A 13,532-nucleotide genomic window follows, 5' to 3' on the forward strand; every position below is an offset into this window, starting at 1 on the left:
GCAAAACCCCGCCAGCTGGCGGGGTTTGTTTTTACTGCTCGTGGCGCTTAAACACCAGCTCGCCTTTCCCTGACGACGTCTCGTCAAAGAAATAGCCTTCGCTGTTGAAGGCGGTCAGCTGCTCCGGCTTCGTCAGACGGTTCTGGATGATGTAGCGGCTCATCAGGCCACGCGCTTTCTTGGCGTAGAAGCTGATCACCTTGAACTTACCGTTCTTCTCGTCGAGGAACACCGGTTTGATAATCTCTGCCTCCAGCTTTTTCGGCTTCACCGACTTGTAGTATTCATCGGATGCCAGGTTAATCACCACGTTATCGCCCTGAGCGCGCAGTGCCGCGTTCAGCTTATCGGTGATGATATCGCCCCAGAAATGGTACAGGTCTTTGCCTTTGGCATTCTCCAGACGAATCCCCATCTCCAGACGATAGGGCTGCATCAGATCCAGCGGGCGCAGTACGCCGTACAGACCCGACAGCATGCGCAGATGCTGCTGGGCAAAATCGAAATCGGCTTCGCTAAAATCTTCCGCCTGCAGGCCGGTATAGACATCGCCTTTAAACGCCAGAATCGCCTGGCGAGCGTTAGCCGGGGTGAAATCCGGGTGCCACTCGTGAAAGCGGGTCGCGTTCAGATCGGCCAGCTTGTCGCTGATGCTCATCAGTGAGGCGATCTGCGGTGCAGAGAGCTTGCGCGCTTCGCGGATCAGCTGTTGCGAGTAGTCCAGCAGTTCAGGCTGGGTATAGCGCTCGGTGGCGAGTGGGCTCTGGTAGTCGAGCGTTTTTGCAGGTGAAATCAGAATCAGCATATCCAGTCCTTGCAGGAAATTTAGAGCGACTTTAGCAAAAAATCGCCCCGAATTGATCGATAGCTGTTATTGCCGCGGCAAATCATCCCACGTGCCGGGGGCAAGCTGCGCCTTAATATCGGGATAGCGGGCGGGATCAAATACCGGCGGAACACCCAGTTTGCGCTGACGAAGATAGTCTCTGGCAATCAGGGTCACCACGGGCGAGAGCAGCAGGATTGCCGTGAGGTTAGTGATCGCCATCAGCGCCATAATGATATCGGCCAGCTGCCAGACCAGCGGCATACTGAGCAGGGAGCCTGCTATCACCATCAGGACGACCCCGAGACGCAGGGTTCCGATTGCAGCGCGGGAGTCGAGCTTCAGGAAAATAAGGTTATTTTCGGCGTAGAGGTAATTCACCACTATCGAGCTGAAGGCAAACAAGATCAGAATGAGCGAGACAAACCCTGCACCCCAGCCGCCGGTCAGGTTCACCAGCGCCTGCTGGAGAAGCTGTATCCCGGCGGTTCCTGAGGAATGTGGGACGGGGCCTGCCAGCAGCAAAATCATGGCGCTGGCGGAACAGATGATAATGGTATCGGTAAAGACGCCAATCATCTGCACAATGCCTTGTGCGGCCGGGTGCGGCGGCCAGGAAGAGGCGGCGGCGGCCGCGTTGGGGGTTGACCCCATACCGGCTTCATTGGAGAACATGCCCCGCTGAAAGCCCGCCATCAGCGCCTGGCTGAAGGTGTAGCCCAGCGCCCCGGAGGCCACTTCGCGCCAGCCAAAGGCGCTTTTGACGATGGTGGCAATCACGCCCGGCACCTGGTCGAGATGCAGTGCGGCAACAAGCAGGCTCGCGGCAACCCAGAGCAACGCCATAATGGGCACCAGCCACTGCATCAGGCGGGCGATGCCCTTAAGACCGGCAGAAATGGTGAGCAGAACGATGAGGGCTAAAGCAATACCGGCGACCCACTCCGGGCAGGAGAAGGCGTAGCTCAGGGCATTGGCGACAGAATTTGCCTGGACGGTATTAAAAATGAGGCCGTACGCGAGCAGTAAAAAAACCGAGAACAGGACGCCCATCCAGCGCATCCCCAGGCCACGCGCCATGTACCAGGCAGGACCACCGCGAAACTGGCCGTGTTTATCTTTCTCTTTATAGAGTTGTGCAAGCGAACTTTCGGCAAAGGAGGTGGCCATTCCGAGTAGCGCCGTCACCCACATCCAGAAGACCGCGCCTGGCCCACCGGCGCTGATGGCCAGCGCAACGCCCGCCAGATTGCCGCTGCCGAGACGTGCCGCCAGGCTGGTACAGAGCGCCTGGAACGACGTTAATCCACCCGGCTGGGGCGTAACGCTGTTTTTCAGACTTCTGCCAAACTTGCGAATATAGCGAAACTGGATAAACCCACTGCGTAGCGTAAACCAAATACCTGCTCCCAGAAGCAGGTAAATCATTATCGAACCCCAGAGGACTTCGTTAATAAAGAAAAAGAAATCAGGCATTAACGTCCCTCTTGTTGATGCCAATGTGAATATGTAAGCGCTACCACTGATTGGGCATGCTGTTGCTTAGCAGCCTGTTAATCTTCCGAGTTTACCATACTCTGCCTAAGCGCACTGTCTGCGGTTGCGCTACCCCTCCGTCGTGTTATCATCAGGGCAGACCGGTTACATCCCCCTAACAAGTAAACCTGTCATTTTTCCGCTGCAGGCATGCTGTCGGTAGCGTGAATTATCCAGGGCACGTTAAAAGAGAAACACTATCATGACGGATAAATTGACCTCCCTTCGTCAGTTCACCACTGTCGTAGCTGACACCGGAGATATCGCGGCAATGAAGCTGTACCAGCCGCAGGATGCCACAACCAACCCTTCTCTGATCCTTAACGCCGCACAGATCCCTGAGTATCGCAAACTGATTGACGACGCAGTGACCTGGGCGAAAGCGCAGAGCAACGACCGCGCGCAGCAGGTTGTGGATGCCACCGACAAACTGGCAGTGAACATCGGTCTGGAAATCCTGAAACTGGTTCCTGGCCGTATCTCTACCGAAGTGGATGCACGTCTCTCCTACGACACCGAAGCGTCTATCGCCAAAGCGAAACGTCTGATCAAAATGTACAACGACGCGGGCATCAGCAACGACCGTATCCTGATCAAACTGGCTTCTACCTGGCAGGGTATTCGCGCGGCAGAGCAGCTGGAAAAAGACGGTATCAACTGTAACCTGACCCTGCTGTTCTCCTTCGCGCAGGCGCGTGCATGTGCAGAAGCAGGCGTATACCTGATTTCTCCGTTCGTGGGCCGTATTCTGGACTGGTACAAAGCCAACACCGATAAGAAAGAGTACGCACCGGCTGAAGATCCAGGCGTGATTTCTGTGACTGAAATCTACGAATACTACAAACAGCACGGCTATGAGACTGTGGTTATGGGCGCAAGCTTCCGTAACGTCGGTGAAATCATCGAGCTGGCTGGCTGTGACCGCCTGACCATCGCGCCTGCACTGCTGAAAGAGCTGGCTGAAAGCGAAGGTGCTCTGGAGCGTAAACTGTCTTACACAGGTGAAGTGAAAGCGCGCCCAGAGCGCATCACGGAATCCGAGTTCCTGTGGCAGCACAACCAGGATCCAATGGCGGTAGACAAACTGGCGGACGGTATCCGTAAGTTTGCTGTTGACCAGGGCAAACTGGAAAAAATGATCGGCGACCTGCTGTAATCATTCTGCGTGACCGGGCTTCCGGTCACGCGTCTTACCCCCGCCTCTGTCTGAATTTCCTCTCTGCGTGTATCATTCCCTTTAATCAGTACTTTTTGAATGGAATGGATATGAATACCTTACGCATCGGCTTAGTGTCGATTTCTGACCGCGCCTCCAGCGGTGTTTACCAGGATAAAGGCATCCCCGCTCTGGAAGAGTGGTTGGGCAGCGCGCTGACCACCCCCTTTGACATTCAGACCCGCCTGATCCCTGACGAACAGCCGATCATCGAGCAGACGCTTTGCGAACTGGTGGATGAGATGAGCTGCCACCTTGTTCTGACGACGGGCGGAACCGGCCCCGCGCGCCGCGACGTGACGCCGGACGCGACGCTGGCGATTGCCGATCGTGAAATGCCTGGCTTCGGCGAACAGATGCGCCAGATCAGTCTACACTTTGTTCCGACGGCCATTCTTTCCCGCCAGGTGGGGGTGATCCGCAAGCAGGCGTTGATCCTGAACCTGCCGGGCCAGCCGAAGTCGATTAAAGAGACGCTGGAAGGGCTTAAAGCAGAAGATGGCAGCGTCCTCGTTCATGGCATCTTTGCAAGTGTACCGTATTGTATACAGCTGCTTGACGGTCCCTATGTGGAAACCGATGAGAAAGTGGTAGCAGCTTTTCGCCCGAAAAACGCACGTCGCGAAACAATCTCCTGAAATTAACCAATATGTGACATTAGCTGAAGCGGCGATAGCGTGGTGAAGCTTTTACGGTATAGTAATTTTTTCTTTACGAATGCTGTAAAAATAAATCCACAACACACGCATAATGGTTCGCTATGTCACATAACACCCGACCTCTGAATCGACAGGACTACAAAACCCTCACGCTCGCGGCCTTAGGCGGCGCGCTGGAGTTTTACGACTTTATCATCTTCGTCTTCTTCGCCGCCGTGGTGGGAGAACTCTTCTTCCCGGCGGATATCCCGGAATGGCTGCGTCAGGTGCAAACCTTCGGCATTTTTGCTGCCGGGTATCTGGCGCGTCCGCTGGGCGGCATTATCATGGCCCACTTTGGCGATCTGGTCGGGCGCAAGAAGATGTTTACCCTTAGCATCCTGCTGATGGCCGTGCCGACGCTGGCCATTGGTCTGCTGCCTACCTATGCCTCGATGGGCATTCTCGCGCCGTTGCTGCTGTTGCTGATGCGCGTCCTGCAGGGGGCGGCGATTGGCGGTGAAGTGCCGGGCGCGTGGGTGTTTGTCGCGGAGCATGTGCCGGCGCGCCGCATTGGTATCGCCTGCGGAACCTTAACGGCGGGGCTGACGGTCGGGATCCTGCTCGGCTCGGTGGTCGCAACAATTGTGAATACCAGCATGACGCAGCAGGCCGTGCACGACTGGGGCTGGCGTATTCCGTTCCTGCTGGGCGGAGCGTTTGGTCTGGTCGCGATGTACCTGCGCCGCTGGCTGCAGGAGACGCCGATTTTCCTCGAGATGCAGCAGCGCAAAGCGCTGGCGCAGGAGCTGCCGGTGAAGTCGGTTGTGGTACGCCATAAAAAAGCGGTAGTGGTATCGATGCTGCTGACCTGGCTGCTCTCGGCGGGCATTGTGGTGGTGATATTGATGTCTCCGGTCTGGCTGCAAAAGCAGTACGGCTTCGCCCCTGCCGTGACGCTACAGGCGAACAGTATCGCGACAATCATGCTCTGCTTTGGCTGTCTGGCCGCCGGGCTGGCGGCGGATCGTTTTGGTGCCAGCGTTACCTTTATCATCGGTAGCCTGCTACTGGCCGCATCAAGCTGGGCGTTTTACCATCTTGCGGGCAGCCATCCTGAACAGCTGTTCCTGCTGTACGGCGTGGTAGGGCTGTGCGTGGGCGTAGTGGGGGCTGTGCCTTACGTCATGGTGCGAGCTTTCCCACCGGAAGTTCGTTTCACCGGGATTTCGTTTTCCTACAACGTGTCGTATGCCATTTTCGGCGGGCTGACGCCGATTGCGGTCACCGTGCTGATGGGCGTGTCGCCGATGGCGCCAGCCTGGTATGTACTCGCACTCTCGCTGATGGGGCTGGTATTAGGATTTTGGCTTCGTCAGGCGGGGGGATGTCGTGCCCGCGAGGCGGGCACGACAGAGGGATCAGTGTTTTTCACCAATCGGTAGAACGGTGCGGTCAAACTGCTCGTTCAGCACTTCACCCATTGCCAGGTAGATAGCGCTTGCGCCGCAAACCAGACCAATCCAGCCTGCAACATGAACGATGCCTTCGTTATCCACCAGGTGACCAATCGCCAGCAGGGCGAACAGGACGGTCAGGCTCAGGAAGACGAACTGCAGCATGCGGTTACCTTTCAGGGTACCGAAGAACATGAACAGGGTGAAGACGCCCCACAGGCCCAGGTAAACGCCCAGGAAGTGGGCGTTTGCCGCGTCTGCCATGCCCATTTTAGGCAGCAGCAGAATGGCAACCAGGGTCAGCCAGAAAGAACCATAAGAGGTGAAGGCGGTTAAGCCGAAGGTATTGCCTTTCTTATATTCCAGCAGGCCCGCGAAGATTTGCGCGATACCGCCGTAAAAAATGCCCATCGCCAGGATGATGCCATCCATCGGGAACATCCCGATATTGTGCAGGTTCAGCAGGATAGTGGTCATGCCAAAACCCATCAGGCCCAGCGGAGCCGGATTAGCCAACTTAGTGTTGCCCATAAGTCCTCAAAAAAATCATCATTAATATGGTGAAATGGTTAAACCCGCGTCAGTTCTCCCTGACTGGGCGCGGCATCATAATGGGCGCAATCGATGGCGTCTATGATCTCATCAGGGTGAAATTAAAATTTTTTTTATCATTCCCCCTTGATGGATGCCGTCGCGACCCCATCTTGTAGTCAACCGCAGTGTGTGGACCTGAAAAAAATCAAATCTGGGCAGTTGAAAAAGCACGTTCTGCCCTTATTACAGGTACACAACCACATGTTGACTGAATTTTTAGTGGAGACGTTTAGATGGGTAAAATTATTGGTATCGACCTGGGTACTACCAACTCTTGTGTAGCGATTATGGATGGCACTACTGCACGCGTGCTGGAGAACGCCGAGGGCGATCGCACCACGCCTTCTATCATTGCTTATACCCAGGATGGTGAAACTCTGGTTGGTCAGCCGGCTAAACGTCAGGCAGTGACAAACCCGCAAAACACCCTGTTTGCGATTAAACGCCTGATCGGTCGCCGCTTCCAGGACGAAGAAGTTCAGCGTGACGTTTCCATCATGCCTTACAAAATCATCGCGGCAGATAACGGCGATGCATGGCTTGATGTGAAAGGCGCTAAAACTGCACCACCGCAGATTTCTGCTGAAGTGCTGAAGAAAATGAAGAAAACCGCTGAAGATTACCTGGGTGAGCCGGTAACTGAAGCTGTTATTACCGTACCTGCCTACTTCAACGATGCTCAGCGTCAGGCAACCAAAGATGCTGGCCGTATCGCAGGTCTGGAAGTAAAACGTATCATCAACGAACCAACCGCGGCTGCTCTGGCTTACGGTCTGGATAAAGAAGTCGGCAACCGTACTATCGCGGTTTACGACCTGGGTGGTGGTACCTTCGATATCTCTATTATCGAAATCGACGAAGTTGACGGCGAAAAAACCTTCGAAGTTCTGGCAACCAACGGTGATACCCACCTGGGTGGTGAAGACTTCGATACCCGTCTGATCAACTACCTCGTTGACGAGTTCAAGAAAGATCAGGGCATTGACCTGCGTAACGACCCGCTGGCTATGCAGCGCCTGAAAGAAGCCGCTGAGAAAGCGAAGATCGAGCTGTCTTCCGCTCAGCAGACCGACGTGAACCTGCCGTACATCACTGCAGACGCGACCGGTCCTAAACACATGAACATTAAAGTGACCCGTGCGAAACTGGAAAGCCTGGTAGAAGACCTGGTGAACCGTTCTATCGAGCCGCTGAAAGTTGCTCTGCAGGATGCTGGCCTGTCCGTATCCGATATCCAGGACGTTATCCTGGTCGGTGGTCAGACCCGTATGCCAATGGTTCAGAAGAAAGTGGCTGAGTTCTTTGGTAAAGAGCCACGTAAAGACGTTAACCCGGACGAAGCAGTTGCAATCGGTGCTGCGGTTCAGGGTGGCGTACTGACCGGTGAAGTTAAAGACGTACTGCTGCTGGACGTTACCCCGCTGTCTCTGGGTATCGAAACCATGGGCGGTGTGATGACTGCGCTCATCAACAAAAACACCACCATCCCGACGAAACACAGCCAGGTGTTCTCTACCGCTGAAGACAACCAGTCTGCGGTAACCATCCATGTGATTCAGGGTGAGCGTAAGCGTGCGGCGGATAACAAATCTCTGGGTCAGTTCAACCTGGACGGTATTAACCCGGCACCGCGCGGCATGCCGCAGATCGAAGTGACCTTCGACATCGATGCTGACGGTATCCTGCACGTGTCTGCGAAAGACAAAAACAGCGGTAAAGAGCAGAAGATCACCATCAAGGCATCTTCTGGCCTGAACGAAGCGGAAATCGAAAAAATGGTTCGCGATGCCGAAGCTAACGCGGAATCCGACCGTAAGTTCGAAGAGCTGGTTCAGACCCGTAACCAGGGTGACCATCTGCTGCACAGCACCCGTAAGCAGGTTGAAGAAGCAGGCGATAAACTGCCAGCGGAAGACAAGACTGCTATCGAAGCTGCACTGAGTGCGCTGGAATCCTCACTGAAAGGTGAAGACAAAGCGGACATCGAAGCGAAGATGCAGGAACTGGCGCAGGCTTCTCAGAAGCTGATGGAAATCGCTCAGCAGCAGCACGCTCAACAGCAGGCGGGCGCTGACGCTTCAGCGAACAACGCGAAAGACGACGACGTTGTCGACGCTGAGTTCGAAGAAGTTAAAGATAAAAAATAATCGCCCTGATGCAGGGTAATTAATCGGCACGGGCGTAGGAGAACTCTCCACGCCCGTGCTCGCATGTTAAGGGGCTTAAAAAAACCAATGGCAAAGCAAGACTATTACGAGATTTTAGGCGTTCCGAAAACTGCGGAAGAGCGTGAAATCAAAAAGGCGTATAAGCGCCTGGCCATGAAATTCCACCCGGACCGTAACCAGGGTGATAAAGAGGCTGAAGCCAAATTTAAAGAGATCAAAGAAGCCTACGAAGTCCTGACCGATGCACAAAAACGTGCGGCCTATGACCAGTACGGTCACGCAGCCTTTGAACAGGGCGGCATGGGCGGCGGTGGATTCGGTGGCGGCGGCTTTGGCGGCGGCGCTGACTTCAGCGATATCTTTGGCGATGTGTTTGGCGACATCTTCGGCGGTGGCCGTGGTCGTCAGCGCGCGGCGCGCGGCGCGGACCTGCGCTACAACATGGAGCTGACGCTGGAAGAGGCCGTCCGCGGTGTCACCAAAGAGATCCGTATTCCGACGCTGGAAGAGTGTGACGTTTGCCACGGCAGCGGCGCGAAAGCAGGTACACAGCCTCAGACCTGTCCAACCTGTCACGGCTCTGGTCAGGTGCAGATGCGTCAGGGCTTCTTCGCGGTACAGCAGGCCTGTCCGCACTGTCACGGTCGCGGTACGCTGATTAAAGATCCGTGCACCAAATGCCACGGTCATGGTCGCGTTGAGAAAACCAAGACCCTCTCCGTTAAAATCCCGGCCGGCGTCGATACGGGCGACCGCATTCGTCTGGCGGGTGAAGGTGAAGCAGGTGAACACGGTGCACCGGCAGGCGATCTGTACGTTCAGGTACAGGTGAAGCAGCACGCCATCTTCGAGCGCGAAGGTAATAACCTGTACTGCGAAGTGCCGATCAACTTCGCGATGGCGGCACTCGGTGGTGAAATCGAAGTACCGACGCTGGATGGTCGCGTGAACCTGAAAGTGCCAGGCGAAACCCAGACCGGTAAGCTGTTCCGCATGCGCGGGAAAGGCGTTAAGTCCGTTCGCGGTGGTGCGCAGGGCGACCTGCTGTGCCGCGTCGTCGTTGAAACGCCGGTTGGCCTGAACGACAAGCAGAAACAGCTGCTGAAAGAGCTGCAGGAGAGCTTTGGTGGCCCGACGGGTGAGAAAAACAGCCCGCGTTCCAAAAGCTTCTTCGATGGCGTCAAAAAATTCTTCGATGATTTGACCCGTTAATCTGTTCTCAGATTTTCATCCGCAAAAGCCCGGAAGCGATTCCGGGCTTTTTCTATTTACGGGTATTGCTCGGTAAAACTGAATCTATACTCAATATTAATCTGATTTTGCCGAGCTATTTGGCTTGGTATTATGGTTTTATCGAGGTATTGTTGTAACAGAGAGAATTAAAGTGAAATTACTACACCGTTTTTTTAGCAGTGAGGCGTCCGGCGGCGTGATCCTGATTATTGCCGCTGCGGCTGCGATGGTGCTGGCTAACCTTGGCATCACGCAGGAACTCTACCATGCATTTCTGGAAACGCCCGTTGAGCTGAAGGTCGGGGCGCTCGAAATTAACAAGAACATGCTGCTGTGGATCAACGATGCGCTGATGGCGGTGTTCTTCCTGCTCGTCGGGCTTGAGGTTAAGCGTGAGCTGGTACTGGGCTCGCTTGCCAGCCGCCAGCGCGCGGCGTTTCCGGTGATTGCTGCGCTCGGCGGGATGGTGGTGCCGGCGCTGCTCTTCCTGGCGTTCACCTGGCAGGATCCGATTGCACGTCACGGCTGGGCGATCCCGGCTGCGACGGATATCGCCTTTGCGCTCGGGGTGCTGGCGTTGCTGGGAAGCCGCGTGCCGGTGGCCCTGAAAATCTTCCTGATGGCACTGGCGATCATCGATGACCTGGGTGCCATTGTGATTATCGCACTGTTCTACACCAGCGATCTGTCGATCCTGTCCCTGAGCGTGGCCGCCGGGGCGATTGCGGTGCTGGCGCTGCTGAACATCTTCAATGTTCACCGTATCGGTATATACATCCTCGTGGGGATGGTGCTGTGGACGGCGGTGCTGAAATCAGGCGTGCACGCCACGCTGGCGGGCGTGATCGTCGGCTTCTTCGTACCGCTGAAGCCGCAGGACGGCAAGTCGCCTGCCAAACAGCTGGAGCATGTGCTGCACCCGTGGGTCGCCTTTATGATCCTGCCGCTGTTTGCGTTTGCCAACGCCGGTGTGTCGCTGGGTGGCGTGACGCTGGACGGGCTAACGTCCGTGCTGCCGCTGGGCATCATTGCCGGGCTGTTTATCGGCAAGCCGCTGGGTATTAGCCTCTTCTGCTGGCTGGCGACGAAGCTGAAGCTGGCGTCTTTGCCGCACGGCACCACCTTTAAGCAGATTATGGCCGTCGGCGTGCTGTGTGGTATCGGGTTTACGATGTCGATCTTTATCTCGACGCTGGCGTTTGGGACGCATGCGCCTGAGCTTATCGTCTGGGCAAAACTCGGCATTCTCATCGGGTCATTACTGGCTGCGGTAATCGGTTATACCTTGCTGAAGGTAAAATTGTCCGGACAGGCCGTCCAGGCATAACGGAACACCGGGAGGAGGCGACCTTCTCCCGATACACACTCAGGGAGAGAAGACGCGATGTCTCATTTGAATTACAACCATCTGTACTACTTCTGGCACGTCTATAAACAGGGCTCGGTGGTGGGGGCGGCAGAGGCGCTCTACCTGACGCCGCAAACCATCACCGGGCAAATCAAGGCGCTGGAAGAGCGCCTGCAGGGTAAGCTGTTCAAGCGTAAGGGGCGCGGGATTGAACCCAGCGAACTGGGTGAACTGGTTTTCCGCTATGCGGACAAAATGTTCACCCTGAGCCAGGAGATGCTGGATATCGTCAACTACCGCAAAGAGTCGAACCTGCTCTTTGACGTGGGCGTGGCGGATGCGCTGTCCAAACGGCTGGTGAGCGGCGTGCTGGATGCGGCGGTGGTGGAAGATGAGCAAATCCATCTGCGCTGCTTTGAATCCACCCATGAGATGCTGCTGGAACAGCTCAGCCAGCACAAGCTGGACATGATTATCTCGGACTGCCCGATTGACTCCACCCAGCAGGAAGGGCTGTTTTCGGTGAAGATTGGCGAATGCGGCGTCAGTTTCTGGTGTATTAATCCGCCGCCGGAAAAACCGTTCCCCGCGTGCCTGGAAGAGCGTCGCCTGCTGGTGCCGGGAAGACGTTCCATGCTCGGACGCAAGCTGCTGAACTGGTTTAACTCGCAGGGGCTGAACGTGGAGATACTCGGTGAGTTCGACGATGCGGCGCTGATGAAAGCCTTTGGCGAAGCGCATAACGCGATCTTCGTTGCGCCGACGCTGTACGCGCACGATCTCTATTCGGACGATAAGATTACGGAGATAGGCAGAGTGGATAACGTGATGGAGGAGTATCACGCCATATTTGCCGAAAGAATGATTCAGCACCCGGCGGTACAGCGAATCTGTAACCGCGACTATTCAGCGCTGTTTACGCCACCGGCAATCTGAAGACATAAAAAAACCCGCGTTAAGCGGGTTCTTTAAACAAGCAACAACAAGTAGCGATTAAGCCAGTTTGTTGATCTGCGCAGTCAGGTTTGCTTTATGACGCGCTGCTTTGTTTTTGTGGATCAGACCTTTAGCAGCCTGACGATCCACGATTGGTTGCATTTCGTTAAATGCGTTCTGCGCTGCAGCTTTGTCGCCTGCTTCGATTGCTGCGTATACTTTCTTGATGAAAGTACGCATCATAGAGCGACGGCTTGCGTTGTGCTTACGAGCCTTTTCAGACTGAACGGCACGTTTCTTAGCTGATTTGATATTAGCCAAGTCCAACTCCCAAATATGATCTATGTGGACAATTCAAAGGCCGAGGAATATGCCCTCTTTGCCTTCTTTTGTCAATGGATTTGTGCAAATAAGCGCCGTTAATTAGCGACGCTACGTTACGTAGTGATGGCGCAGGATTCTACCAGCTTGTCTTCCCTGAATACAGCCTTTCGGCATAAAAATCGCAGTTCACGAGCAGATTTTTTCGCTGCGAAAGGTCAGCCTGATGAAATCATTACGGCTTTCTGTTTTGCACGAACAATCGCCGGTTAACCTTAACCGTTGTACAAGGTATACTTTGGCGATTTTCACTGTTTTGAGCCAGACATGAAGCTGATACGCGGCATACATAATCTCAGTAGCGCGCCACACGGGTGCGTGCTGACCATTGGTAATTTCGACGGCGTGCATCGTGGTCATCAGGCGCTGTTGCAGGGATTGCGTAAAGAAGGGGAGGCCCGTGGCCTGCCCGTTGTGGTGATGATTTTCGAACCGCAGCCGCTGGAGCTGTTCGCGGGTGATAAATCTCCCGCCCGTCTCACTCGCCTGCGCGAGAAGTTGCGCTACCTGGCAGAGTCCGGTGTGGACTACGTATTGTGTGTACGTTTCGATCGCCGCTTTGCCGCGCTGACAGCACAAAATTTTGTCAGCGACCTGCTGGTTAAGCGTCTTGGCGTACAGTTTCTCGCCGTGGGCGATGATTTCCGCTTTGGCGCTGGTCGTCAGGGCGATTTCTTGCTATTACAGAAGGCTGGTCTGGAGTACGGGTTTGACGTCACCAGCGCGATGACCTTCTGTGAGGGCGGCGTGCGCGTCAGCAGCACGGCGGTTCGCCGGGCACTGGCCGATGACGAGCTGGAGACGGCGGAAACCCTGCTGGGGCATCCGTTCACCATCTCTGGCCGCGTGGTCCATGGCGATGCGCTGGGCCGCACGATAGGCTTCCCGACGGCGAATATACCGCTGCGTCGTCAGGTTTCCCCGGTTAAAGGGGTGTATGCGGTGGAAGTGGCAGGACTGGGCGATAAGCCGTTTTACGGCGTCGCCAATATTGGCACGCGTCCGACCGTCGCCGGTGTGCGTCAACAGCTGGAAGTGCACCTGCTGGACGTTGTAATGGACCTGTATGGTCGCCATATAGATGTGATACTGCGTAAAAAAATACGCAACGAGCAGCGATTTGGTTCGCTGGATGAACTCAAAGCGCAAATTGCGCGAGATGAATTGACGGCCCGCGAGTTTTTTGGGCTTTGAACCCG

At 55.3% G+C, this 13,532-nt stretch carries 12 protein-coding genes and 1 pseudogene; 9 read left to right on the forward strand and 4 right to left on the reverse strand.

Features of this window, described 5'->3' with window-relative positions; all coding sequences use genetic code 11:
- Nucleotides 1-31: 31 nt before the first annotated feature.
- Both yaaA and ACDO57_RS15090 read right to left on the reverse strand, forming a co-directional pair.
- Nucleotides 32-805, reverse strand: coding sequence for a peroxide stress protein YaaA (gene yaaA / locus ACDO57_RS15085; RefSeq protein WP_157188590.1), 774 nt, complete (start codon nucleotides 803-805; stop codon nucleotides 32-34).
- A 66-nt stretch (nucleotides 806-871) separates the two neighbouring features.
- Entirely contained in the window at nucleotides 872-2,302 is a 1,431-nt protein-coding gene (locus ACDO57_RS15090) for an alanine/glycine:cation symporter family protein (protein WP_370884209.1), read from the reverse strand.
- A gap of 262 nt (nucleotides 2,303-2,564) precedes the next feature.
- Between ACDO57_RS15090 and tal the strand changes: the two genes are divergently transcribed.
- The 3 genes from tal to ACDO57_RS15105 all read left to right on the forward strand — a co-directional run bounded on the left by tal (nucleotide 2,565) and on the right by ACDO57_RS15105 (nucleotide 5,661).
- Nucleotides 2,565-3,518, forward strand: a complete 954-nt coding sequence (gene tal, locus ACDO57_RS15095) for a transaldolase (RefSeq protein WP_370884210.1) — start codon at nucleotides 2,565-2,567, stop codon at nucleotides 3,516-3,518.
- A gap of 110 nt (nucleotides 3,519-3,628) precedes the next feature.
- Nucleotides 3,629-4,216: a molybdopterin adenylyltransferase gene (gene mog / locus ACDO57_RS15100; RefSeq protein WP_023310343.1), complete on the forward strand. Its 588-nt coding sequence runs from the start codon at nucleotides 3,629-3,631 to the stop codon at nucleotides 4,214-4,216.
- A gap of 122 nt (nucleotides 4,217-4,338) precedes the next feature.
- Complete coding sequence (locus ACDO57_RS15105) at nucleotides 4,339-5,661, forward strand: MFS transporter (RefSeq protein ID WP_048989673.1); 1,323 nt, start codon at nucleotides 4,339-4,341, stop codon at nucleotides 5,659-5,661.
- Here the strand turns inward: ACDO57_RS15105 and satP are convergent.
- Nucleotides 5,638-6,204, reverse strand: coding sequence for an acetate uptake transporter (satP, locus tag ACDO57_RS15110; RefSeq protein ID WP_008502042.1), 567 nt, complete (start codon nucleotides 6,202-6,204; stop codon nucleotides 5,638-5,640). The genes ACDO57_RS15105 and satP overlap by 24 nt on opposite strands.
- A gap of 296 nt (nucleotides 6,205-6,500) precedes the next feature.
- On the opposite strand from satP, the gene dnaK reads away from it, so the two are divergent.
- The 4 genes from dnaK (at nucleotide 6,501) to nhaR (ending at nucleotide 11,952) form a co-directional block, all read left to right on the forward strand.
- Entirely contained in the window at nucleotides 6,501-8,414 is a 1,914-nt protein-coding gene (gene dnaK / locus ACDO57_RS15115) for a molecular chaperone DnaK (protein WP_024907421.1), read from the forward strand.
- 87 nt (nucleotides 8,415-8,501) lie between these two features.
- A complete protein-coding gene (dnaJ, locus tag ACDO57_RS15120) occupies nucleotides 8,502-9,647 on the forward strand; it encodes a molecular chaperone DnaJ (protein ID WP_023310347.1) in 1,146 nt (381 codons plus the stop codon).
- A gap of 172 nt (nucleotides 9,648-9,819) precedes the next feature.
- Complete coding sequence (gene nhaA / locus ACDO57_RS15125) at nucleotides 9,820-10,995, forward strand: Na+/H+ antiporter NhaA (protein ID WP_370884211.1); 1,176 nt, start codon at nucleotides 9,820-9,822, stop codon at nucleotides 10,993-10,995.
- 57 nt (nucleotides 10,996-11,052) lie between these two features.
- Nucleotides 11,053-11,952, forward strand: a complete 900-nt coding sequence (gene nhaR, locus ACDO57_RS15130) for a transcriptional activator NhaR (RefSeq protein WP_003856462.1) — start codon at nucleotides 11,053-11,055, stop codon at nucleotides 11,950-11,952.
- A 57-nt stretch (nucleotides 11,953-12,009) separates the two neighbouring features.
- On the opposite strand, the gene rpsT is transcribed toward nhaR, so the two are convergent.
- The gene (gene rpsT / locus ACDO57_RS15135; RefSeq protein ID WP_003856458.1) at nucleotides 12,010-12,273 is read right to left on the reverse strand and encodes a 30S ribosomal protein S20; all 264 of its coding nucleotides are present in this window, start codon (nucleotides 12,271-12,273) and stop codon (nucleotides 12,010-12,012) included.
- Between the two features lie 101 nt (nucleotides 12,274-12,374).
- Here rpsT and ACDO57_RS15140 point away from each other — a divergent pair.
- Both ACDO57_RS15140 and ribF read left to right on the forward strand, forming a co-directional pair.
- Nucleotides 12,375-12,593, forward strand: a pseudogene (locus ACDO57_RS15140) (DUF2575 domain-containing protein).
- Nucleotides 12,594-12,600: 7 nt separating this feature from the next.
- Complete coding sequence (gene ribF / locus ACDO57_RS15145; RefSeq protein WP_024907423.1) at nucleotides 12,601-13,527, forward strand: bifunctional riboflavin kinase/FAD synthetase; 927 nt, start codon at nucleotides 12,601-12,603, stop codon at nucleotides 13,525-13,527.
- Nucleotides 13,528-13,532 lie beyond the last annotated feature (5 nt).

This window comes from Enterobacter cloacae complex sp. 2015409, from assembly GCF_041365315.1.
Classification (GTDB): domain Bacteria; phylum Pseudomonadota; class Gammaproteobacteria; order Enterobacterales; family Enterobacteriaceae; genus Enterobacter; species Enterobacter pseudoroggenkampii.